Raw genomic sequence first — 23,177 nt, forward strand, 5'->3', positions numbered from 1 at the left:
GCTATGTTTGGAAACTTTAAAACGGGAAAACTTACCGTTAAAGACGTAAAAGTAGTCCCGAATGAACATGTTGAAGGGCAAAAAATTGCTGAAATAAGCTATTCTGTAAGCTTCCTTGTTCCATCAAAACTGACTTCAGGACCAAAAGGAGATCTGAACAAAATAAAAGCGGAAGACCTTAAAAAATATTTAATTCAGGCCGTTCAGGATTTTAAAAATGCCAATAAGACTGTAACAACAGATCAAAACTTTAGTTTATACGAACTTAAAGAAGGAGATAAAATATACTATTGGAATGGCAGTCCGGATGAAATTGTTTCCAACCTTACCGACTTCTATTTTGAAAGCTTCGGAGCCAATGAATAGTTGAAAAATATCTTCATAAAGAATAAAGAAGTCCCAATATAACGGGGCTTTTTTTATTTCACATACTTTGCGTATTTTTGAGAAAAACCGATCAGTATGAATTTTAAACCTATATTGTTAACCGCTGGAGTGTTGTTTTCAGCATCTTTTTACTCTCAGAAAATGATTTATCCTAAAGCATTAAAAGGAAGCCAGACAGATACCTATTTCGGAAACACTGTTTCTGATCCTTTCAGAGATCTGGAGAATGACTCTGAACCTACTAAAAAATGGGTAGATGAAGAAGTTGCTTACAGTCAGAATTACCTTTCTAAAATTCCGTTCAGGGATAAAATCAAAAACCAGCTGAAAGATATCTGGAACTATGAGAAAATTTCAGCACCTTTCAAAGAAGGAGATTATACCTATTATTATAAAAATGATGGTCTTCAGGCGCAATCTGTTTTGTACAGAACCAACAACAAGACCAATGCTACAGAAGTATTTTTAGATCCTAATAAATTTTCAGAAAAAGGAACGACTTCTCTTTCCAATCTTTCATTCAATAAAAAAGGAAACCTTGCAGCTTACTCTATTTCTGAAGGAGGAAGTGACTGGAATAAAATTATCATCATCGATGCTGTGACTAAAAAACAGATTGATGAAACTTTATTGGATGTAAAATTCAGCGGAATTTCATGGCAGGGAGACGAAGGATTTTATTATTCAAGCTACGACAAACCTAAAGAAGGAACAGTACTTTCCGGAATGACGGATAAGCATAAAGTATACTTTCATAAACTGGGGACAAAACAGTCTCAGGATAAATTGATTTTCGGGGGAGATAAAACTCCAAGAAGATATCTGAGCGCCGGAGTTTCTGAAGATCAGAGATATCTTATCATTTCTGCTGCTAATGCCACAAATGGTAATGAATTGTATATAAAAGATCTTAAAAAAGGAGGAGATTTTGTACAAATTATGAGCGGATTTGATATCAATGCCAGCATCGTAGATACACAAGGTGATGATCTTTTCATTTTTACAGATAAAGATGCTCCGAATATGCGTCTTGTAAAAACTACCATCGCTAATCCGGCTCCTGCAACATGGAAAGACGTAATTCCACAGACTGAAAATGTATTGGGGATCTCTTCAGGGGGAGGATATTTCTTTGCTACTTACATGATTGATGCCATAGACCAGGTAAAACAGTTTGATAAAACCGGAAAACTGGTGAGAGAAATTACTCTTCCGGGCAAAGGTAATATCTCAGGATTCGGAGGAAAAGAAAAAGAGAAAGATGTTTACTTCTCTTTCAGCAATTATATTACACCGGGAACTACGTATAAATTCAATGTAGACTCAGGAAAGTCTGAAGTCTATCAGAAACCTAAAGTGAAGTTTAATCCGGATGATTATGTTTCGGAACAGGTATTCTATACTTCAAAAGACGGTACAAAAGTTCCTATGATGATCAACTATAAGAAAGGAACAAAACTGGACGGTAAAAATCCTACTATTCTTTACTCTTATGGAGGTTTCAACATCAGTCTTCAGCCTTCATTCTCTGTAGTCAACGCTATCTGGATGGAAAATGGTGGTATTTATGCTGTTCCAAACATCCGTGGTGGTGGAGAATATGGTAAGAAATGGCATGATGCAGGAACAAAACAGCAGAAGAAAAATGTTTTTGAAGACTTTATCGCTGCCGGAGAATACCTTCAAAGTAAAGGCTATACTTCAAAAGAATACATGGCGTTGTCAGGAAGATCAAATGGTGGATTATTAGTAGGAGCAACAATGACAATGAGGCCGGACCTTGCGAGAGTAGCCTTCCCTGGAGTTGGAGTTTTGGACATGTTGAGGTATAATAAATTTACTGCCGGAGCAGGATGGTCTTACGACTATGGGACTGCCGAAGACAGCAAAGAAATGTTCGAATATCTGAAATCCTATTCTCCTGTACATAATGTAAAAGCAGGAACTTGCTATCCATCCACAATGATCATTACCAGTGATCATGATGACAGAGTAGTTCCGGCACATTCATTCAAATTTGGAGCAGAGCTTCAGGAAAAACAAGCATGTAAAAATCCTATTCTTTTAAGAATTGAGAAGAATGCAGGTCACGGAGCTGGAAGATCAACAGATCAGGTGATCAGTGAGAATGCAGATCTTATATCATTTGCTTTATTTGAGATGGGAATAAAGAAATAATTTAAATTGATACCAATAAGAAAGGTCGGACATTTGTCCGGCCTTTTTCTTTTGCTAAAGTTTGTAAAAACAGAACGTTAACATAAGTTTCATGTTTCGCTCAAAAAAATTAACTTTACGGGGACAAAAATAATTGGAATGCGAAAGACAATTTCTGTGAAAAAACCGGATTTTAGTGTATCATCTCAGGAAAGAGAGATTTACAATTTTGAAAAAGACGGCCTTGAACTCAAATCATCCTATGAAAAAAAAGATGTAAAAGATGAATCATTAACGCAGACTTCTCCAGGAATTGCTCCCTATCTGAGAGGACCGTATTCCACCATGTATGTTCAGAAACCATGGACAATCCGCCAGTATGCGGGATTTTCTACCGCTGAAGAATCCAACGCTTTCTACAGAAGAAACCTTGCAGCAGGTCAGAAAGGACTTTCCGTAGCATTTGACCTTGCAACGCATAGAGGATATGATTCTGACCACTCAAGAGTGGTAGGAGATGTAGGAAAAGCAGGAGTTGCCATCGACTCTGTGGAAGATATGAAAATCCTTTTCAATGAAATTCCATTAGATCAGATTTCAGTTTCAATGACAATGAACGGAGCCGTACTTCCTATTTTGTCTTTCTACATCGTAGCGGCAGAAGAACAAGGGGTAAAACAGGAGTTGCTTTCAGGAACTATTCAGAATGATATTTTGAAAGAATTCATGGTAAGAAATACTTATATCTATCCGCCGGCACCTTCCATGAAGATCATCGCAGATATTTTTGAATACACTTCGCAAAATATTCCCAAATTCAATTCCATTTCCATTTCCGGGTACCATATGCAGGAAGCTGGTGCAACGCCTGTACTTGAAATGGCTTACACACTGGCAGATGGTCTTGAATACGTAAGAACAGGAATAAAAGCAGGAATGAATGTAGACGATTTCGCTCCAAGACTATCATTCTTCTGGGCAATCGGGATGAATCATTTCATGGAAATTGCAAAAATGCGTGCCGCAAGATATATCTGGGCAACCCTTTTGAAACAATTTAATCCTCAGAATCCAAAATCTCTGGCGTTAAGAACCCATTCACAAACTTCAGGATGGTCTTTAACAGAGCAGGAACCTTTCAATAATATTACAAGAACGGCTATTGAAGCGTTGTCTTCAGCATTAGGAGGAACGCAGTCTCTCCATACCAATGCACTGGATGAAGCTATCGCCCTTCCTACAGATTATTCCGCAAAAATTGCAAGAAATACACAGATCATTCTTCAGCAGGAAAGCGGAATATGTGATGTCGTAGATCCGATGGGAGGAAGTAACCTTGTAGAAAGCCTTACTCAGCAGATGATTGAGGAAGCGATGAGGTATATTGATGAGGTAGAGCAGGAAGGAGGAATGACCAAAGCCATCGAAGCCGGAATTCCAAAAATGAGAATTGAAGAAGCCGCAGCAAAAAAACAGGCTAAGATCGATAGTGGTGAGGAATTCATTATCGGAGTCAATTCATTCAAATCCTCATTGAAGCAGGATCAAATAGAAATCCTGGACATTGACAATACAGAAGTTCGTAGAAAACAGATTGAAAGGTTAAATACGATCAAAGCAGAAAGAAATACAGCTGCTGTCGAGCAAATCCTGAATGACATCCGCGAAAGCGCCAAAACAGGAAAAGGAAACCTTCTGGCATTATGCATCGAAGCCGCAAGAAGAAGAGTTACCCTTGGCGAAATGAGTGATGCTATGGAAGAAACCTTCGGAAGATATAAAGCAAACATTAAAACAATCTCTGGTGTATACGCAATGAATGCCGGTAAAAATGAATACTTTGAAAAAGCCCTTAATCTGACTCAGAAATTCGAAGAAGAAGAAGGACGCCGCCCAAGACTGATGGTCGCTAAAATGGGGCAGGATGGACACGACAGAGGTGCGAAAGTAGTAGCAACAGCATTTGCCGATATGGGATTTGACGTAGACGTTGCTCCATTGTTCCAGACACCGGAAGAAGTGGCTAAGCAAGCGGTAGAAAATGATATTCACATTTTAGGAGTGTCTTCATTGGCCGCAGGACACAAAACATTAGTTCCGCAGGTAGTGGAAGAACTGTCCAAACTGGGAGCAGACGATATCACCATTGTGGTAGGAGGAGTAATTCCGCAACAGGATTATGAATTCCTTTATGCCAACGGTGCTGACTTTATTTTCGGACCTGGAACCAACCTTCCGAAATGTGCCGTGGAAATTTTAGAAAGATTTTTAGAAAAATAAATAGAAAAGCTTTAATTTCAGTACAGAAATTAAAACATAGTCTATGAATCTGAAAAATATAATAAAGCCTACGAGGGAAAAACTATTTCTTCTCGTAGGCTTATTTATTATTGCTGGTGTTTTCCTGTTAGCTTCAGGGAATAAAAACGGAGCTATACAAAGCTCAAATGTCGTTGCAGATCCTTCTCTGGTTAAAAAACATTTGACAGTACTTACCCAAACCCCACAATTTAGAAATCATAAAAATATTGATCAGCTAAATGCTGTTGCAGATTATATTCATCAGACGTTTGCTACTTATGGAGACAGTACCACTTTTCAGGAATATAAAGTAGACGGTAAAGTGTATAAAAATGTAATTACTTCTTTTGGTCCGGAAAATGCCAAACGGATCATTATTGGAGCTCATTATGATGTTTGTGGCGATCAGCAGGGAGCAGACGACAACGCAACCGGCGTTACTGCCCTTCTGGAGCTTGCAAGAATGCTTAAAGGACAGAAGCTGAACTATAGAGTAGATTTAGTTGCTTATACGTTGGAAGAGCCTCCATATTTCAGAACAGAAAATATGGGAAGCTATATCCATGCAAAATATTTAAAAGACAGCAAAATTGATGTCTATGGAATGGCAAGCGTAGAAATGATAGGTTATTTCAGTGATGAAAAGAATTCACAAAGCTTTCCTGTTGGTATTCTTTCCTGGGTATATGGTGATCAGGGAGATTTTATTACTTTGGTGAAAAAAATGACCGGAGCAGGACCTTTTGTAAGAAATTTTATAGGAAACTTCAAAGATTCCAAACAGATCAAAACTGAAACTTTCTCCGCTCCCAAATTCGTAGCAGGAATAGACTATTCTGACCATCTGAATTATTGGAATTTCGATATCCCCGCCCTCATGATCACCGATACTTCTTTCTTCAGAAATAAAAATTATCACGAAACCACAGACACTTTGGAAACCTTGGATACAAAACGAATGACAAAGGTAATTGATGCTATTTTCCTCAGTATTATTCACCTTAAGTGAAAAAAAATATTTTGATTATCAGAAAAATGTATATATTTGCACCTGAAAATCAAGTTTAACCAATAAAAAAACGACGAAGCAATGTTCGAAACAAAACAGAATTCTACAGTTGGATTGCCACTTATGGTGGTAAGGCTTCGCGGTTTGGTACATTCTTAGAATAACAGTACAATGAAATATCAGAACCCGAAGTCGTAGAGATTTCGGGTTTTTTATTGCGCAATATTTCAAACTTCAAGTTTCCCCGAAATCTTTTTTAGTGTCATTAAAGACAAAAATAGGATGAGGTACATTCCTCAGAACTATTTCGTCTATTATTAATCTATTCAACTAGTGTTTTAGTTGATTAAAAGTTGTGTGAGAAAAAAGAACCTGGTTTCTATGATCTCACATCAGACTTCTGTTCACAATGGAAAATGATAACCTACTGCATTTCCGCCTGAGAAGCGTAAGAAGCAGAAAAAGAACAATTAGAAAAGATGTAGAAAAGCAGATAAGAACAAAATACAAACGTAGTAGAGAACTCTGGAAAATAAGAAGAAATCTTCCGTTGATACCATTGGATAAACCTTATCAAAAAGGATTTGTAAGATTCTTTGTTGTAAGAGAAGATGTAAAACAATCCAAAGACGGAGATTTTTTCGAAGGAATTTTAAAGAAGATAAATACCTATATGTATTCTGATAACCGAAAATTTTTAAAAAAGAAAAGAAAGTTCGGAAGAAAGATATATGTAGAAAGAGAGCAGAAGCTTAGGTATATTACTTCATATTCATGGAATTATCCAAAATGGGAACTTACTGACAGAGAAAGACAATACTTTGAAAAGAAAGAAGAATATTGTCCTGTCCGTAAGATATTCGGAACCTACTACAAATTTACCGAACCATGGCGATTTACTTTAAGGGTAAGACCCAACATGATTACCCATTACAAACCCCTTGATTTGGAGCTGGAAAAAGAATATGCAGCGCTGGATTCCTATTTGGGAGAGTATAAGGTGATAGGGATTATGAACAAGACTATTTTATGTAAATCGAATCCATGGAAAGAAACGTATCAAAGAAAACTTATCAAAAGCAGGAAATATGTTACCTGCACAATGTCTGCAACAGAGATTGCAGAAAGCTTACTGGACATATAAGTCCAACTGTTATTTAAAACAAAAACAATGGGAAATTTAAAACTAAAAGGAAAAGATATATTAAAATTGGGCTATCCCAATAACCAAAGCGTAAACGTAGCACTGGAAGTCATGAAAAGAAATTTTGCAACAAAGAATATTCACCACGTAAAATCTCTTTTAAAGGAAATTCTGCTGAATCCGGAAGAATTTGAGAAAGATCTCACCTTTGGACAAATTGCAGAAACCCTGCTTTCATCCAAAAAAACAGAAAAAAGAATGCTGAATTCACAGCGTGCTTCCTTTCAGATTTTTGGAAACAATATTTCAGAAGAGGCAAAAAATCAGTTATACACTGCTTTGAAACTGCCCATTTCTACTCAGGGAGCATTAATGCCGGATGCCCACAGCGGGTACGGACTTCCCATAGGAGGAGTTCTCGCAGTAGAAAATGCGGTAATTCCTTACGGAGTAGGAATGGATATTGGCTGCAGAATGAGCCTCAGTATTTTGGATACACCAGTTTCATATCTTGAAGGAGCAAGGGATAAATATGAAAAAGCCCTTGCTGAACATACAAAATTCGGAATGTATGAAACGCATAAATCTCACATAGATCATGAGATTTTTGACAGAGATACATTCGATATGATCCCGATCTTAAGAAGATTAAAGGGAAAAGCGATCAAACAGATGGGATCCTCAGGCGGAGGAAATCATTTTGTAGAATTCGGAGAAGTGGAAATCACTGAAGAAGACAAACAAATTGGCCTTCCAAAAGGAAAATATCTGGGAATACTTTCTCACAGTGGCTCGAGAGGTCTGGGAGCAGAAATCGCACAGTATTATTCAAGAATGGCCACAGAGCAGTGTCCATTACCGAAAGAAGCACAAAACTTCGCATGGCTGGATCTTAGTACCCACCTTGGACTGGAATACTGGACCGCAATGAATCTTGCCGGAGATTATGCTTCAGCCTGTCATGATGATATTCACAGAAGGCTTGTAAAAGCAGTCGGAGGAAGAGTAAAAGCCAGAATTGAAAACCATCACAATTTTGCATGGAAAGAAATTCATAACGGCAAAGAAGTGATTGTTCACCGAAAAGGAGCTACTCCTGCCAATGAAAATGAATTAGGAATGATTCCTGGATCGATGACTGCAAAAGGATTTATCGTTCGCGGAAAAGGAAATCCGGAATCTTTGAATTCAGCATCACATGGTGCGGGAAGAGCCCATTCACGAGGAGAGTGCAGAAGTCTTTTCACTCAGCATGATATCAAAAAAGAACTGAAACTGAAAAATGTCACATTGATGGGCGGAAATGCAGAAGAAGCACCAATGGCCTACAAAGACATCAATGAGGTGATGAATGCACAGAGTGAGCTAGTAGATATTCTGGGAACATTCCAGCCGAGAATTGTGAGAATGGATAAGTAATTAGCCTTATACTTTACAACCTTATAGGTTTCAAAAACCTATAAGGTTTAATAAAGAAATATTTTAAAGTCTATAAGGTTTTGAATATTCAATTTAAAAAACAAAAAAATGGGAGCACCACATAACATAAAAAGATACGGTGAAGTCTGGCCGGAATTCAGAATTCAGTCAGGACTCGAAATTTTAGATAAATTAAAAGATAAAGTCATTATATCAGGAGGCTGGGCATGGCATTTCATGTCAGAAAAAGGACATACAGAATACAAACATGCCCATGACCACAAGGATATTGATGTTTTTGTAAAAAAAGAAAATGTAGCAGAAGTAGTTATCATTCTTCAGCAGGAAGGATTCCAGAAAGTCTGGACCCGATATGACCATCTGCCGAGTGAAGAAAACTTTCGCAGGTATGAAAAGACTGTTGAGCTGGAAAATGAAAAACTTCACAGAATTACCATAGACTTCTTTGAAAGAGATGATCTAGAGATATTGGAAACCAATGGCTTTACCGTTGTGAGGCCTGATATTTTACTTTCTTTTTACAAGAATATTCACTCCAGTGACAAATGCTGGGCAGTGATGGCTGCAAAAGAATTATTACAAAAGGGAATAAATCCGGTAGGAAACCCTTTATTAAGCAAAATGCCAACATAAAAAATGGAAAAATTAATACAGATCACTTCGGGAAGAGGTCCTTTAGAATGCCAGTGGGTAGTAGCCAAGGTTTTGAAGGTCTTTCTTGAAGAGGCAAAACATAATACAATAGAATACGAAATCATTCATCGTGAAAATGGGGATGAAAACCTGACATTAAAATCAGTTACTGTTCTTTTAAAAGGAAAAGACATGACCTCGTTTTTAAAAAGCTGGCTGGGAAGCGTTTGCTGGATAGGAAAAAGTACATTCAGGAAGCTCCATAAAAGAAGCAATTGGTTCATCGGAATTTTCGAACTGGAAAATGTAAAAATGATTGATTTTCATGAAAAAGATATCCGGTTTCAGACTGCAAGAAGCCAGGGAAGTGGAGGACAAAACGTAAACAAGGTGAATACCGCTGTACGTGCTACCCATATTCCTACTAATGAAACTGTTTTTGTACAGGATTCCCGTTCACAGCTGGAGAATAAAAAACTGTCTGTTATCAGACTAAAAGAAAAGGTGATGGCAGTTTATATCCAACAACTGGAAAGAAAATTGAAAGAAACCTGGTCTCTCCAGATGCAGGTCGAGCGTGGGAATCCGGTTCGTACATTCTCGGGGACAGATTTTAAAAAGAATTACGAAGACAAGACATTCAAAAAACAAAGGAATGCCTTGAAAAATGAATTAAAAAACTACAGAAATGACCTTAACTAAGAGTAAATATTATTTTGAAGCATTAGACTACTTCCCATTCAATCTTTCTGAATGTATGGATGCGCTGAATTATGCTTTATCCTATGAACCGGAAGATGCAGACAGTCTTTGTCTCATGGGAAGAGTATATTCAGAAGAATTAAAGGATTATGAAACGGCCAAGAAATACTTTGATGAAGCCCTACAGAGTAATATCGGGAATATCAATACTCCTAAATATTATATTGAATGTCTTTTGAGTAATGAAGATTATAAAGAAGCAGAAAAACTGATTGAATTTGCTTTGAAACTAAAAGGAATTGATAAATCTGAAATCCTGACCTGTCTTTCTCTTCTTCAGGAGAGAAACTTTGAGTACAAACAGGCTTTGGCAACGCTTAAAGAAGCTAAAAAATTTGCTTACAACCGTGCAGCACTCGAAATTATTGAAGACCGAGAAAAACTGGTTAAAGGAAAAGTAACCAGAACAAGAACCGTAAAAAAGGCAGAATAATCTGTTTTTGAGTTACTTAATTAAATGAAATAAGCTTTCATTAGAAAGCTTATTTTTTATTCACAGAGATCAGATAATCATACACCATTTGATGCTGGTCATCAGTAAGCTTGGCCTTTGGAGCCATTCTGCTTAGAGTATTGATCCATCCCTGGTTGTCATGCTTGGTTGGCTCTGGAAGCTTATGGCATTTTGCACAGGAATTTTCAAAAATGGTTTTTCCTTGCGCCAACTGCTCAGATGAGGTGTACTTTGGCCCTGTAACAGCCACACTTTTCGGCCCGCAGGATACCAGAAATGCTGATGCTGCAATACCTGTTAAAATGAATTTTTTCATATCCTATTTTTGTTTGATGATTACTTCTTCACAGAAACAATATAATCATAAACCCATTGGTGCTGTTCATCCGTTAGTTTTGCTTTTGGAGCCATAGAATTCATAATTCCCACCCATTGTACAGGATTGTGTGAAGCAGGATCTGGCAATTTATGACATCTTCCGCAAGAGTTTTCAAAAATAGTTTTCCCCTGAGCAATCTGTTCTGCAGTAGAGGTAGAGGTTCCTGCAGTAGCAGCGGATGTAGAAGCTTTCGGCGTACAGGAAACCAGCAAAATAGCAGTAAACGAAGCCGCAGCGATGAGTTTTTTCATGTTTCTTCTTTTGATATATAACAAATGTAATAAATTCCTTAAGCCGTTGATACAGGGTGTTCTAGTTTTAATTTAGAAGAAATAAAAACTAAATTCGTGAAAAATTGATAATTCTAAATAAAGCCAATTTGGGTCTTTTGTGTGATCATTATGATCCAGGTATTGACCATTCCCATTTTAATTATTAATTTTGAATTAATGAAATTTTCTACAGAAGAGCTAATAGAGGGAATACAGTCAGGAAACAAACGCCTGATTGCAAAAGCTATTACATTGGTGGAAAGTAAGAAAGCAGAGCACAGAGTACAGGCAGAAGAACTTTTGAAGAAAATTATGCCTCTTACTGGGGACTCTGTGAGGGTAGGAGTAACGGGTGTTCCAGGAGCAGGAAAGTCTACTTTTATAGAAAACTTTGGTCGCCTGGTTATTGCTCAGGGAAAAAAGGTTGCCGTTTTGGCTATTGACCCAAGCTCGGCCATCAACAAAGGAAGTATTTTGGGGGATAAAACCAGAATGGAGGAATTGGCCAAAGAAGAAAATGCATTCATTCGTCCTTCTCCTAGCTCAGGATTTCTGGGAGGAGTTGCCAATACTACTTTTGAAACCATGATGATCTGTGAAGCTGCAGGCTATGACTATATTTTAATTGAAACTGTAGGGGTAGGGCAATCAGAAGTTCTGGTGGCTGATATTACCGATGTTTTTTTATTCCTTAAAATCATTGGAGGAGGAGATGAACTTCAGGGAATAAAACGAGGGATCATGGAAATGGTAGACCTTATCTTCATCAATAAAGTAGATCAGGACAATCTTCAGAAAGCGAAAAATACAAGGCTTGAATTAAAAAGAGCTTTGGACTTTATTCCGCCTAAAGAAAAAGGATGGAAGATTCCTGTTTTATTAGGTTCTGCGCTTCATAATCAAGGATTACAGGAAGTTTATGATACAATATTCGAATTTATTGATCTGAAAAAGAAGAGCGGTCGTTTTGAAGAAATCCGTGTTCAGCAGGCCGAAAAACGATTTGAATATTGGGTTCAGGAATATATTTTGTCCCTGATGAAAAAGAGCAATGCTGTAGAAGAAGCTTATCATATGCACAAAAAAAATGCTTCAGCCATGGTTTCCAATCCAAGTACTGAAGCAAAATTATTTGTTGAAAAATTTTTATCGAACGAAAACAGGGATTAAAGTTTCTCTTTTTCCTTTTTTACCTCAGTTTTAGAAATATATCCGTCATAAGTAATCGGTTGTCTGTCATTACTTCTCATAGAAACGAAAGCTTTTCCGTTTTTAAATACTTCAATATTGATTTCATCCACATTTTTAGCATCATTAGGCTTGAACTTTAAAGTCCAGGTTCCCTTTTTATTCTGAGTTTTAGTTACTGTAAAATCTTTTGAAGTAAATCTGTAGCTGTTATCAATTGCGCTTCCATAGGTTGGATTAAACAGCCTTCCAAAATAAGGCAACACTACATCCAGTGTATTTTTACTGACATCAATGGTATACTCTCCATTTAGGTTAAGTACCCTCGTTGCAGTAGAATTAGGCATTGAGTTTAAAACATTAATAACATCATAATTTGTAGGATTGGCTCTTTGTGCATAAAAAGTAAACTCCTGAGAATCTACCAAAGTATCCACTGTTTTCGGATCTAATGACCCCTGCGATGCGCAACTCTGAAAGAAGAACAGGAATCCAAAAATCATCAGTAAAGAAATATACTTTTTCATAATGAGATAATTATTAAATTTAGATAGCAAAATGTATGCAAATATATTCTTTCTGAAATATTTTGGAATAAAAATTGTTAAGGTTGAATTATTAACACTCAAACTATGAAAGTTACACATCTATTTGGAATGGGAGCTATTGCTCTGTCGGCTGTTGCCTGTACTACAAACCCGATTACGGGGAGGTCTTCTTTACAGCTGGCCAACAATTCGGAAATTTTAACAATGTCTTCACAGGAATATAGAACGACATTGTCTAAAGGTAAAGTGATTACCGGTACAGCAGATGCAAAGAGAGTGGTAAATGTAGGAAACAGAATCAAAAATGCAGCAGAAAGATATTATCAGAGTATTGGAAGATCAGCAGATCTTGCAAGCTACAGCTGGGAATTTAATCTTTTGCAGAGCAATGAGCTGAACGCCTGGTGTATGCCTGGTGGAAAAGTAGCAGTCTATACCGGAATATTACCGGTAACAAAAGACGATAACGGACTTGCAGTCGTAATGGGGCATGAAGTTTCGCACGCATTGGCAGGCCACGGAAATGAAAGAATTTCTCAGGCAATGGTAGCTCAGTATGGAGGGGCGATCCTGGGAGGAACAATCTCAAATTCACAATGGGCAAGTGTTTTCCAGAAGGTTTATCCTATCGGTTCACAGGTTGCTTTATTGAAATACGGAAGAGGTCAGGAATCTGAGGCAGATGAAATGGGACTTTACCTGATGTCTATGGCAGGATATGATCCAAGAGCAGCAATTCCTTTCTGGAACAGAATGGAAGCAGCATCTACAGGAGCAAGACAACCTGAATTCTTATCTACCCACCCGAATCCGGAAACAAGAATTTCAGATATCAATAAAGATCTTCCAAAAGCTTTGGAATACTATAAGGCTGCAGGAGGAAAAATATAATTAGAATTTTAATCTTGAGTAAGGCCTTATTAAATTTTTAGTAAATTTGGTAAGGCTTTTTTATGTAACCACCTAAACACAATATTATGAAGAGTTTATCAATTACCGGACTTATACTTTTGGCTGTTTCTGCATTACTTTTCTATTTAACAACTGACTTTACCGTTGAAAAAATTACGATGTCTCATATTATGGGCATCATGGCAGGAGTTGGAATAGGGCTTATCATTGGAGGAATGGTAGGCTATGTAAGTAAAGGAAGCGCTATAAAAGAAGAACAGAAGAAAAAAGAATTCAAGCAGTTACAAAAAGACAAAGAAGACCTTGAAAAACAGGCTGCAGAAATTGCAAAACGTCAGGCTGAACTTGAAGAACAAAATAAAAACCCTCAAATTTAAATTTGAGGGTTTAAAGTTGTTATTTTCGATAATTCATTAGAATTTATATCCTAAACCTACCATAAACAAGTTCGGTCTGTTATCATATCTGATTTCTGAACCGGAAACTTTGTTGATGAAGTTTCTTTCGTCTTTGCTGAAAGCACCTTCATATCTTGCATTTACAATAAGTTTTTTAATTTCAAGCTGTGCACCGAATTGGTATCCTACTGTAAAGTCATTTTTAGCATTTTCTTTGAAATCGTTGTAAGTATTGTCTTTGTTTAAGTTAAAACTTCCTACAGGTCCTACAAAAACTCCCAGCATATTTCCTAAAAGATTATATCCTAAAAGAACAGGAACATCAATACGGTTGCTTTTTACGTCAAAAGTAGTGTTCTCTGTCGTAAACTCATTTTTGAAATGAGTATAATAGATTTCCGGCATCACAAACAATGAAGTAGGAAGACCTACTTTTAATGAAAGCCCAACATTGAAACCTACATTATTTTTACCTGTTCCTGCAATAGCATCATTCACTGTTCCTTTAATATTGGACCATGAAGGTGAGCCTGTTGGAAAAATTAAGTTAGCTTTACCTGCCAGTGAAATCTGTGCAGAAGCCCACATTGAAAACCCTAATAACGCTATACTAAGTGCCTTTTTCATTATCGTCTATTTTTGTATTTGTCGTTTCAATCGTTTTATTATTCTCAAGTAAATATTCTCTCAGCTCTTTAAACAGTTCTGAAGAATAAACGAAATCAATCAGATTTTTATTGCCTGCTGTAATCAGAATGTCTTTGTTACCTTCCCATTCTTTAATTCCCAGTCTTAGGTATACAATTTTCTCGCCAATCGTCATTACAGAGTTCATATCGTGTGTATTGATGATGGTGGTAGTATTATATTCTTTTGTGATTTCGTAAAGAAGATCATCAATGATCTTAGAGGTATAGGGATCCAGTCCGGAATTGGGTTCATCACAGAACAGATATTTCGGATTGTTGACAATAGCTCTTGCAATAGCCACCCTTTTCTGCATACCTCCTGAAATTTCGGAAGGATATTTTTTTTCTGCTTTATCAAGATGTACTCTTCCTATTACTTCAAAAACTCTTTTCTTTTTTTCTCTGTAGGTAAGATTGGTAAACATGTCAAGAGGGAACATGATATTTTCTTCCACTGTTAGAGAATCAAATAAGGCACTTCCCTGGAAAACGGTTCCGATTTCTGAACGGAGATGCTGTTTTTCATCTCTGGTCATGGTATTGATATCTTTCCCATCAAACAGAATTTCTCCTGATGAAGGCATATAAACATTCAATAAACTTTTTAGAAAAACGGTTTTCCCGGAACCACTCTGCCCAATGATTAAGTTTACTTTTCCTTTATCAAATGAAGTTGAAATTCCCTTAAGCACTTCAACATCATCAAAACTTTTCTTAAGATCTTTTACCTCAATCATCAGCTTAATATTAATTGGGTTAAAATTAATTCAGAGATAATAATGAACACCATTGTCCATACTACGGCCTGAGTACTGGCTCTACCTACTTCCAAAGATCCTCCTTTTACATTGTATCCGAAATAAGAAGGTACTGTTGCAATGATAAAAGCGAAAACAGTTGTTTTGGTAAATGCATAATAAATGAATAAATTAGGCATATACATTTGAATACCAACAATATAGTCGTTTTCTGTCCAGTTTCCTGTTAAAATTCCGGCAATATATCCTCCGAGAATACCAAATACAATACTGATGGCGATAAGCAGAGGATTAAAAATCATACAAGCGATAATTTTCGGAAATATAAGGAAGTTAGGTGAGTTTACTCCCATAATGTCCAATGCATCAATTTGCTCTGACACCCTCATCGTTCCGATACTGGAAGCAATATATGATCCTACTTTACCCGCCAGAATAAGGCTGATGATGGTAGGGGCAAATTCCAATACTAATACCGCTTTTGTAGCGTATCCTACAAATGATGGAGGAATAGGAAAGGAAGAAGCGTCAAAGTTGTTGAACATCTGAATAGCAACTACAGCCCCCACGAAGATTGACGTGAAGACTACAAGCCCGAAAGAATTTACTCCCAAATCATTAATTTCTCTCATGAACAGCTTCCAGAATACTCTCATTTTCTGAGGTTTCTGCAGGGATTTTCCCAAGAGGATAATGTATTCCCCTATCGCTGTGAAAAACTTTTTTAACATACTGCTAAATTAGACTTTTTTATTTAATTGGGCTAGGGTCAAGAATAAGACCAAAGCTTGGTTTTGTGTTAAAATTATTTCAATATTTATGTTATTCCGTTCTTTATTTTGCATTTTTATCTCCTCCAATTACCAATAAAACGGTTTTTAAAATAATAACCAAATCAAGTACGAAACTCCAGTTTCTTACATAGAATGCATCAGCCAGAACTCTTTTTTTCATTTCTACTTCCACATCTCCGAAGTCACCACGCAGTCCATTCACCTGCGCCAGTCCGGTAATACCAGGATTAACCATACTTCTCAGGCTGTATCTTCCGATTTTGGGTTTATAATAATTGTCAACAGCCAGCATATGTGGGCGCGGCCCTACTACAGACATTTCACCTCTCAACACATTAATAAATTGAGGAAGTTCATCAAGACTGGTTTTCCTTAAAAATTTACCCACTTTGGTAATTCTGGAGTCATTGACGGAGGTGGTTTTGGTTGTAGATTCATCATTGACAAACATTGTTCTGAATTTAATACAATTAAAAACCTCTTCATGAAAACCATATCTCTTCTGAAGAAAGAAAACCGGTCCTTTGGAAGTTGTTTTGATTAAAATAGCAATGATTGGAAATACCCATGAGCAGATAAGAACCAATATAATAACAGAAAAGAAAATATCAAATGTCCTTTTCATCAGAAAATTAGAATAATAATCTAAGGGATATCTGGCCTGATTAAGCACCGGCTGAGTCTGGATATAGCCAAGATCATAAAGGAAAAAATCACTTTGGGTAATGCTTGGAATCAATGAAATATGAATCTTATGATCTTCGGCCAGACTGAAAATTTCATTTTTCATGGCCTCATCATAAGAGTTTTCCATCGATAAAAACAAGGTGTGGATTCCGTTTTTTTTCCAGAAAGCCACCAGTTCATTGATCTTTACTTCGGTATTTTCATATTCAAATATTCTGTATCCATAATCTTTACGTTCTGTAAAGATATTCTTAAGAATTTCTGTAGAATGAATGTCCCCCAAAAACATTACATTTCTGTAGTTGGCTCCAAGAGATCGCAAGTACTTGATCGCGAAATAGACTAATGATTTCGCCAGGAAAATGGCAATAAAAAGGTAAAGAGAAAGCCAGTAAATATCCGAATTGAAAAATACATTCTTACTTACCTTTCCTATAAGCAGTACTCCCAGTATAAAAAATAGAAAATGGATCAGAAGGCGTTCAAGAAACAAGGTATAGGTAAGGTTCCTCGGAATATTGTATATTTTTGTCCTACCACTTAATAGTACCCAGAACAAAAACAACAGAACCAGAGAAAAACTATTCTGATACCAGGTTTCTTTATTGTATTTTAAACTTTCGTTTCTGCTTATAAAAAAGAATATGAAGATAGATGCAATAACCATGAGGTCAAGCAACATAATGATTGATTTCAGGTATCTAGAGTATCGAATTCTCTGCATCTATCGGTATTATAGCGAATAAGCCCGGCTAATTTACACTTTTTTACGGGATATTCAGATATTTGTGCGTCTGAACAGAAGCCTGCCATTCAGGGTTTTCCAGAATGAAATCTGTAATCTTAGGATACATATCATCTCTTTTGCTCCATTCACTCTGAAGATAAAGCTTACAGTTTTCAGAAACTTTTGCTGCCTGTTCCTGAGCAAATGTAAAATCATGCTGGTTGAAGATAATGACTTTAAGCTCATTGGCCTTTTGATAAATCTCTTCTTTAGGAAGCCCTGTTTTCTTTGGTGAAAGGGTAATCCAGTCCAGTTGACCGCTCATAGGGTAAGCTCCGGAGGTTTCGATATGTACTGTACATCCTAGTTCTTTCAGTTTGGATGTCAGGATATCTAAATTCCACATTAAAGGTTCACCACCAGTCAGCACTATTGTTTTACAGTGTCTGGCTGCAGTTTCTGCAATTTCCTCTGCATTCATCAGGGGATGGAGTTCCGGATCCCAGCTTTCTTTTACATCACACCAGTGACATCCTACATCACACCCTCCCAGCCTGATAAAGTATGCGGCTTTTCCGGTGTGTGCTCCTTCTCCCTGTAAAGTGTAAAAATGCTCCATCACAGGGAGCATTTTACCTTCTTTTAATAAAATATCTTCTTCTTTATTCATTTTAAATTAGTCGTTATAGACCGAAGTTTTATAAGCAATGATGGTGTTTTTCATCAACATCGCTCTTGTCATTGGGCCTACTCCTCCAGGTACCGGAGTGATCCAGCTTGCTTTTGCAGCACAGCTGTCAAAATCTACATCACCTGCAAGGTAATATCCTTTTGGAGAGTCATTATCTACTCTTGTAATACCCACATCCACGATTACAGCTCCTTCTTTGATCATATCTCCTTTTAAGAAATGCGGATCTCCCAAAGCGGTAATGACGATGTCTGCTTTTCTTGTGTATTCTTCAATGTCTTTTGTGTATGAGTGCGTAAGGGTAACGGTAGAGTTTCCTGGGAAATCTTTTCTTCCCATCAGAATACTCATTGGTCTTCCTACAATTTTACTTCTTCCGATAATTACACAGTCTTTTCCTTTGGTTTCAATATTATATCTTTCCAATAATGTTAAAATTCCGAAAGGAGTTGCCGGTAAGAAAGTATCCATTTCAAGAGCCATTTTTCCGAAGTTTTCTGGGTGGAAACCATCCACGTCTTTTCTAGGGTCAATAGCATTGATGATCTTTTCCTGATCAATCTGATCTGGTAAAGGCAGCTGAACGATAAATCCGTCTACTGCTTTAGACTTATTAAGCTCGTCAATTTTTTCCAATAGTTCAGATTCAGAAACAGTGCTTGGAAACTTGATTAAGCTGGATTGAAATCCTACTTCCTCACAGTCTTTCACTTTAGAGTTTACGTAGGCCTTGCTAGCTCCATTATTTCCTACAAGAATAGCCACCAAGTGTGGAGCTCTTTTTTTGCTTGCGAGAATCTTTTCTACTTCAACCTTGATCTCTGCTTTAATTTCCTTGGATACTTTAAGTCCGTCAAGAATTTCTGCCATTTTTACTTTTTTACTTTATAGATTTACTTTTACTTTCTTTTTACTTACTATTTGTTTTCCTTATAGTAATTGATCAATCCGTTGGTAGAGCTGTCATGAGAGCTTATTGCTTCATTGTTTTCAAGCTCCGGAAGGATTTTATTGGCTAATACTTTTCCTAATTCCACTCCAAACTGGTCAAAACTGAAAATATTCCAGATTACTCCCTGAACGAAAATTTTGTGTTCGTAAAGAGCAATCAACTGACCTAGTGAAAAAGGAGTTAATTCTTTGAATAATATAGAGTTAGTTGGAGTGTTTCCATGGAAGACTTTGAAATTGATCAGTCTGTCTATTTCTTCATCAGATTTACCCGAATTTCTAAGCTCTTCTTCCACTTCTTCTTCCAGTTTTCCGAAGGCAAGAGCCTCAGTCTGAGCGAAAAAGTTAGCTAATAACTTGTCCTGGTGATCAGAAACATGGTTCGGGCTTTTTGCATAGGCAATAAAATCTGCCGGAATCAATTCTGTTCCTTGATGGATTAACTGGTAGAATGCATGTTGTCCATTGGTTCCAGGTTCTCCCCAGATGATCGGTCCCGTTTCATATTCTACGAATTCACCATTTCTGTCTACACACTTTCCGTTACTTTCCATATCTCCCTGCTGAAGATACGCTGCAAATCTGTCCAGATATTGAGAATAAGGTAAGATGGCATAAGTGGTTGCTGCATAAAAATTACGGTACCAGATTCCTAAAAGTCCCATTAATACGGGAACATTTTCAGAGAATTCTGCTGTCTGGAAGTGTTGGTCTGTATCAAAAGCACCTCTTAAAAGCTGCTCAAAGTTTTCATATCCTACAGAAAGTACAATGCTTAATCCGATAGCGCTCCAAAGAGAATATCTTCCGCCTACCCAGTCCCAGAACTCAAAAATATTTTCTTCTGCGATTCCGAACTTCTTAACTTCTTCAATATTAGTAGATAAAGCAACAAAATGCTTCGCTACATCTTCCTGTTTTCCTGCTTTCAGGAACCAGTCTTTAGCTGAATTGGCATTCGTCATTGTTTCCTGAGTTGTAAATGTTTTGGAAGCAATGATGAATAAAGTAGTTTCAGGATTTAAATCTTTTACTACTTCTGCAATATGATTTCCGTCCACGTTGGAAACAAAGTGAGCGTTTAATCTTGTTTTAAAATGCTTTAAAGCTGAACAAACCATTACAGGACCTAAGTCTGATCCTCCAATCCCGATGTTGAATACATCTGTGATCTCTTTTCCGCTGAAACCTTTATGTTCTCCTGAAATAATTTTCTCAGAAAAAGATTTCATATGCTCAAGAACCCTCTTGATCTGTGGTTTGATGTTTTCTCCATCTACGATAATTTCACGGTCGGAGAAATCTCTTAATGCGGTGTGAAGAACCGCTCTTCCTTCAGTTTCATTGATTTTATCCCCAGAGAACATTCTGGAAATAGCATCTTTTAACTGGCTTTCCTCAGCCAATTGCAATAAAAGATCCTTTGTTCTTGAATCAATCAGGTTTTTAGAATAATCAAAAAGATAGTTGTCCTTTTGTAGAGAAAACTCATTAAAACGATTCGGGTTATACTGGAAAAGAGTTCTAAGATCAAAGTCATTTCCACCGAAGTGTTCGTCAAGTGCTTTCCAGCTGCTAGTTTGTGTTGGATTTATTTTTGATAGCATATTACAGAATTTTTATCGCTCAGAAGATCATGTACTGGATGAGAATAGCTCATAATCCATAATGATTTATTTCTGATTTGCAAATTTACGGAAAAATAAAACCTCAGATAAATTTGAAGATAATAAATAACGATTTTTTAAAAAACAAAACCTCAGAGTTTATCTGAGGTTGTATGAAAAATGTTTTGTGACAGGAGTTTTCAAGGTTATTCTTCCATTTCGTTCAGAATTTTTTCCAGTTGTTTGGCACTCCTTCCATAGACGTATTTTGTCCATAGAACGATGCTTGTTATCAGTCCTAAAGTTCCGATAAGAACGGCGATGATTAAACCTTGTTGATGAGCAGTGGTAAGTTCGGTGAGAGATTTTCCATGTTCTTTCATCGTATTATAAATCACCATACCTATTGTTACAAGGAAATGAGGAAGTAACAGAAAGCCGAAAGACTGGTATCTTTCCATATTCAGGCGAAGTTCATGGTATATTTTCCAGAGGCTGTTTTTGGTGTTTCCGGTATAAAGTTCCGTCTGTTTGTAGAATTTATAAAATCCTAGCAGATAGTACGATGAGATAACGACCATCATTGTGTAGGATACATAATAAATAATGTACTGTGAAGATGGAAATTTAAACTGAAGAGGGAAAAAAGCGATCAGAATGATGGCCAGAATCTGCATAGGAAATTCTTTCTTCATGTTTTTCTGGATTTTTTCTATAGGGTGTTTGCTTTCCTTTAATTGTTCTATGGTATCAGGAATATGGACGTCGCTGTCTTCCTTATTCCACTGTTCTTTTAATTGATCAAAATTCATAACCTGATTTTTTTATGATTTGCTGTATTTTTTCTTTTGTTCTGTTGAGTTTTACGCGGGCGTTGCCTTCACTAAGTCCTAAATTGTTCCCTATTTCTTTGTGAGACATCCCTTCCATGAAATAAAATATGACGGCTTTTTCCAGAGAGTTTAGCTCCTGAACGGCACTGTAGAAAATTTCCAGCTGCCTGTCCTTTGTGGGATTATAATCTTCCTGCTGTACTTCAAAATGCGAAGGAGCATCTGTATGATTATTGGATCTTTGCTTTTCCTTTTTTAAATATGTAATTGCAGTATTGATCGCAACCCGATACATCCAGGTGGAAAACTCACTGTTCCCTTTGAAATTCTGGTAGGACTTCCAAAGTTGGATAAGAATTTCCTGCTGCAGGTCTTCGCGGTCTTCTACAGAATCTGCATAGATCCTTGAAGCTTTATATAAAATGCCCTTGTGCTGGTTGACGAGCTTTAAAAAAGCGGTTTCAGTTGGATTGCTCACAATCGTTTCATGGTTTGGTTATTATTATAAGCTTAATACAGGTTTTACCGTGTAGCCTTTTGCCTGTAGAAGAGGAATAATTCCGTTTTCACCCATAAGATGAGAGCCACCAACGGCAAAGAAAGAACTTTCTTTTTTCATCATGTCCGGCATTACTTTTACCCAGTTTTGATTTCTGTTGGTAAGCATAGCCTTTTCCTGCTGAGCATTCATGAATCTTTCATCCTTAAAAAGGCTGTATAAAGATTGTACATTTTCATTTTTAAAAGCTTCAATCATCTGTCTGAACAATATTTGATATTCCTTGTCCATTTTCAGTTGAGTAATAGTGCTTTTCAGGTCATACGCTTCATTGATTGATTTCATTTGATCTTCCACTTTTTCAAGTCCTTTGATGCTTTTTTTATCTTTCATTGCTTTCTGAAGAAGTTCCATTTCGTAAAGCTTTACTTCGGTCTGAGGGCAAGGGATTGCTTGGGTAGAAAGCAGTGCATACAGCGCCTGAGGGCTTGAAGAATCTATACTTTTCAGATCAGTTCCATAATTGGCAAGAACAGTATTCAGTTCTTTAGCTTCTTCGGGAGAAAGCTGATCCGATATTTTTTTATCTGCTTTAAACATTTTCTGTAATGACATCATTTCAGCGGGATCTGTATAATTGATTTCCATAACAAAGTTGTCAGATTTCTCAAGCGCTTTTAACACCTTAGGTTTGATCTCAAAATCTTTACTGCATAAGATATGAAAAGTTCCGGTAATATAAGAAGGCTTCGAAAGTCCATTTCCAGACACTTCCCATAGGAGACTGTTATCCTTACTGTTATTTTTATTTTGTGCGTTGGCTGTTATGGAGTTCAGTGATAATAATGCTGCGAACCCAAGTTTTATTAAATTTTTCATAGTATTAATTTTTTTGATTTTCTGTTCTTTTAAACAGTAGGTAAAGCAGGCATTACAATCGTTACAGTTTTTTTTTCA

General features: G+C 36.9%; 25 protein-coding genes. 12 read left to right on the forward strand and 13 right to left on the reverse strand.

Annotated features, from left to right (window positions below):
• The first annotated feature begins 3 nt into the window (after nucleotides 1-3).
• The 9 genes from ACMA47_RS15015 to ACMA47_RS15055 all read left to right on the forward strand — a co-directional run bounded on the left by ACMA47_RS15015 (nucleotide 4) and on the right by ACMA47_RS15055 (nucleotide 10,266).
• Complete coding sequence (locus tag ACMA47_RS15015; protein ID WP_413930410.1) at nucleotides 4-366, forward strand: hypothetical protein; 363 nt, start codon at nucleotides 4-6, stop codon at nucleotides 364-366.
• A 96-nt stretch (nucleotides 367-462) separates the two neighbouring features.
• Complete coding sequence (locus ACMA47_RS15020) at nucleotides 463-2,565, forward strand: prolyl oligopeptidase family serine peptidase (protein ID WP_413930411.1); 2,103 nt, start codon at nucleotides 463-465, stop codon at nucleotides 2,563-2,565.
• Nucleotides 2,566-2,703: 138 nt separating this feature from the next.
• On the forward strand, nucleotides 2,704-4,824 hold the full coding sequence (gene scpA / locus ACMA47_RS15025; protein ID WP_413930412.1) for a methylmalonyl-CoA mutase: 2,121 nt from the start codon (nucleotides 2,704-2,706) through the stop codon (nucleotides 4,822-4,824).
• Nucleotides 4,825-4,867: 43 nt separating this feature from the next.
• On the forward strand, nucleotides 4,868-5,854 hold the full coding sequence (locus ACMA47_RS15030; protein ID WP_413930413.1) for a M28 family peptidase: 987 nt from the start codon (nucleotides 4,868-4,870) through the stop codon (nucleotides 5,852-5,854).
• Nucleotides 5,855-6,263: 409 nt separating this feature from the next.
• On the forward strand, nucleotides 6,264-6,998 hold the full coding sequence (locus ACMA47_RS15035) for a hypothetical protein (RefSeq protein ID WP_413930414.1): 735 nt from the start codon (nucleotides 6,264-6,266) through the stop codon (nucleotides 6,996-6,998).
• 27 nt (nucleotides 6,999-7,025) lie between these two features.
• Nucleotides 7,026-8,417 carry an RtcB family protein gene (locus ACMA47_RS15040; protein ID WP_413930415.1) on the forward strand — a complete coding sequence of 464 codons (1,392 nt, stop codon included), beginning with the start codon at nucleotides 7,026-7,028 and terminating at the stop codon, nucleotides 8,415-8,417.
• A 108-nt stretch (nucleotides 8,418-8,525) separates the two neighbouring features.
• Nucleotides 8,526-9,071, forward strand: a complete 546-nt coding sequence (locus tag ACMA47_RS15045; protein WP_413930416.1) for a nucleotidyltransferase domain-containing protein — start codon at nucleotides 8,526-8,528, stop codon at nucleotides 9,069-9,071.
• 3 nt (nucleotides 9,072-9,074) lie between these two features.
• The gene (gene prfH / locus ACMA47_RS15050; protein WP_413930417.1) at nucleotides 9,075-9,773 is read left to right on the forward strand and encodes a peptide chain release factor H; all 699 of its coding nucleotides are present in this window, start codon (nucleotides 9,075-9,077) and stop codon (nucleotides 9,771-9,773) included.
• Nucleotides 9,760-10,266 carry a tetratricopeptide repeat protein gene (locus ACMA47_RS15055; protein WP_413930418.1) on the forward strand — a complete coding sequence of 169 codons (507 nt, stop codon included), beginning with the start codon at nucleotides 9,760-9,762 and terminating at the stop codon, nucleotides 10,264-10,266. Before prfH ends, ACMA47_RS15055 begins: the two co-directional genes overlap by 14 nt.
• Before the next feature lie 49 nt (nucleotides 10,267-10,315).
• Here ACMA47_RS15055 and ACMA47_RS15060 read toward each other — a convergent pair whose 3' ends face one another.
• Together ACMA47_RS15060 and ACMA47_RS15065 are read right to left on the reverse strand one after the other, a co-directional pair.
• Nucleotides 10,316-10,603: a c-type cytochrome gene (locus ACMA47_RS15060; RefSeq protein WP_034692685.1), complete on the reverse strand. Its 288-nt coding sequence runs from the start codon at nucleotides 10,601-10,603 to the stop codon at nucleotides 10,316-10,318.
• Between the two features lie 20 nt (nucleotides 10,604-10,623).
• Nucleotides 10,624-10,917 carry a c-type cytochrome gene (locus tag ACMA47_RS15065; protein ID WP_253316596.1) on the reverse strand — a complete coding sequence of 98 codons (294 nt, stop codon included), beginning with the start codon at nucleotides 10,915-10,917 and terminating at the stop codon, nucleotides 10,624-10,626.
• 198 nt (nucleotides 10,918-11,115) lie between these two features.
• Here ACMA47_RS15065 and meaB point away from each other — a divergent pair, with 198 nt between their 5' ends.
• A complete protein-coding gene (gene meaB, locus ACMA47_RS15070) occupies nucleotides 11,116-12,108 on the forward strand; it encodes a methylmalonyl Co-A mutase-associated GTPase MeaB (RefSeq protein WP_413930419.1) in 993 nt (330 codons plus the stop codon).
• Here meaB and ACMA47_RS15075 read toward each other — a convergent pair.
• Nucleotides 12,105-12,653 (reverse strand): DUF4251 domain-containing protein, encoded by a 549-nt coding sequence (locus tag ACMA47_RS15075; RefSeq protein ID WP_413930420.1) that lies wholly within the window; start codon nucleotides 12,651-12,653, stop codon nucleotides 12,105-12,107. The two genes, meaB and ACMA47_RS15075, sit on opposite strands and share 4 nt — an antisense overlap.
• Before the next feature lie 105 nt (nucleotides 12,654-12,758).
• Between ACMA47_RS15075 and ACMA47_RS15080 the strand changes: the two genes are divergently transcribed.
• Both ACMA47_RS15080 and ACMA47_RS15085 read left to right on the forward strand, forming a co-directional pair.
• Nucleotides 12,759-13,565 carry a M48 family metallopeptidase gene (locus tag ACMA47_RS15080; protein ID WP_079243508.1) on the forward strand — a complete coding sequence of 269 codons (807 nt, stop codon included), beginning with the start codon at nucleotides 12,759-12,761 and terminating at the stop codon, nucleotides 13,563-13,565.
• Between the two features lie 86 nt (nucleotides 13,566-13,651).
• Nucleotides 13,652-13,963 (forward strand): hypothetical protein, encoded by a 312-nt coding sequence (locus ACMA47_RS15085; RefSeq protein WP_413930421.1) that lies wholly within the window; start codon nucleotides 13,652-13,654, stop codon nucleotides 13,961-13,963.
• Between the two features lie 36 nt (nucleotides 13,964-13,999).
• Here the strand turns inward: ACMA47_RS15085 and ACMA47_RS15090 are convergent, their stop codons facing one another.
• From ACMA47_RS15090 to ACMA47_RS15135, 10 genes are all read right to left on the reverse strand, one after another.
• Nucleotides 14,000-14,611 (reverse strand): outer membrane beta-barrel protein, encoded by a 612-nt coding sequence (locus ACMA47_RS15090; protein WP_413930422.1) that lies wholly within the window; start codon nucleotides 14,609-14,611, stop codon nucleotides 14,000-14,002.
• The gene (locus tag ACMA47_RS15095) at nucleotides 14,595-15,410 is read right to left on the reverse strand and encodes an ABC transporter ATP-binding protein (RefSeq protein ID WP_034692677.1); all 816 of its coding nucleotides are present in this window, start codon (nucleotides 15,408-15,410) and stop codon (nucleotides 14,595-14,597) included. The genes ACMA47_RS15090 and ACMA47_RS15095 overlap by 17 nt, the downstream gene beginning before the upstream one ends.
• Nucleotides 15,410-16,162: an MlaE family ABC transporter permease gene (locus ACMA47_RS15100; RefSeq protein WP_062676038.1), complete on the reverse strand. Its 753-nt coding sequence runs from the start codon at nucleotides 16,160-16,162 to the stop codon at nucleotides 15,410-15,412. The genes ACMA47_RS15095 and ACMA47_RS15100 overlap by 1 nt, the downstream gene beginning before the upstream one ends.
• 103 nt (nucleotides 16,163-16,265) lie before the next feature.
• On the reverse strand, nucleotides 16,266-17,636 hold the full coding sequence (locus ACMA47_RS15105) for an exopolysaccharide biosynthesis polyprenyl glycosylphosphotransferase (RefSeq protein WP_413930423.1): 1,371 nt from the start codon (nucleotides 17,634-17,636) through the stop codon (nucleotides 16,266-16,268).
• Between the two features lie 43 nt (nucleotides 17,637-17,679).
• Nucleotides 17,680-18,309, reverse strand: coding sequence for a 7-carboxy-7-deazaguanine synthase QueE (locus ACMA47_RS15110; RefSeq protein WP_413930424.1), 630 nt, complete (start codon nucleotides 18,307-18,309; stop codon nucleotides 17,680-17,682).
• Between the two features lie 6 nt (nucleotides 18,310-18,315).
• Nucleotides 18,316-19,200: a bifunctional 5,10-methylenetetrahydrofolate dehydrogenase/5,10-methenyltetrahydrofolate cyclohydrolase gene (locus tag ACMA47_RS15115; RefSeq protein ID WP_223601352.1), complete on the reverse strand. Its 885-nt coding sequence runs from the start codon at nucleotides 19,198-19,200 to the stop codon at nucleotides 18,316-18,318.
• Between the two features lie 47 nt (nucleotides 19,201-19,247).
• Nucleotides 19,248-20,888 carry a glucose-6-phosphate isomerase gene (pgi, locus tag ACMA47_RS15120; protein WP_413930425.1) on the reverse strand — a complete coding sequence of 547 codons (1,641 nt, stop codon included), beginning with the start codon at nucleotides 20,886-20,888 and terminating at the stop codon, nucleotides 19,248-19,250.
• A gap of 206 nt (nucleotides 20,889-21,094) precedes the next feature.
• On the reverse strand, nucleotides 21,095-21,700 hold the full coding sequence (locus ACMA47_RS15125) for a hypothetical protein (RefSeq protein ID WP_413930426.1): 606 nt from the start codon (nucleotides 21,698-21,700) through the stop codon (nucleotides 21,095-21,097).
• Nucleotides 21,690-22,199 (reverse strand): RNA polymerase sigma factor, encoded by a 510-nt coding sequence (locus tag ACMA47_RS15130; RefSeq protein WP_253316592.1) that lies wholly within the window; start codon nucleotides 22,197-22,199, stop codon nucleotides 21,690-21,692. Before ACMA47_RS15130 ends, ACMA47_RS15125 begins: the two co-directional genes overlap by 11 nt.
• 24 nt (nucleotides 22,200-22,223) lie before the next feature.
• Complete coding sequence (locus ACMA47_RS15135) at nucleotides 22,224-23,099, reverse strand: TraB/GumN family protein (RefSeq protein ID WP_413930427.1); 876 nt, start codon at nucleotides 23,097-23,099, stop codon at nucleotides 22,224-22,226.
• Nucleotides 23,100-23,177 lie beyond the last annotated feature (78 nt).

This window comes from Chryseobacterium sp. T20 (genome assembly GCF_047345655.1).
Taxonomy (GTDB): Bacteria; Bacteroidota; Bacteroidia; order Flavobacteriales; family Weeksellaceae; genus Chryseobacterium.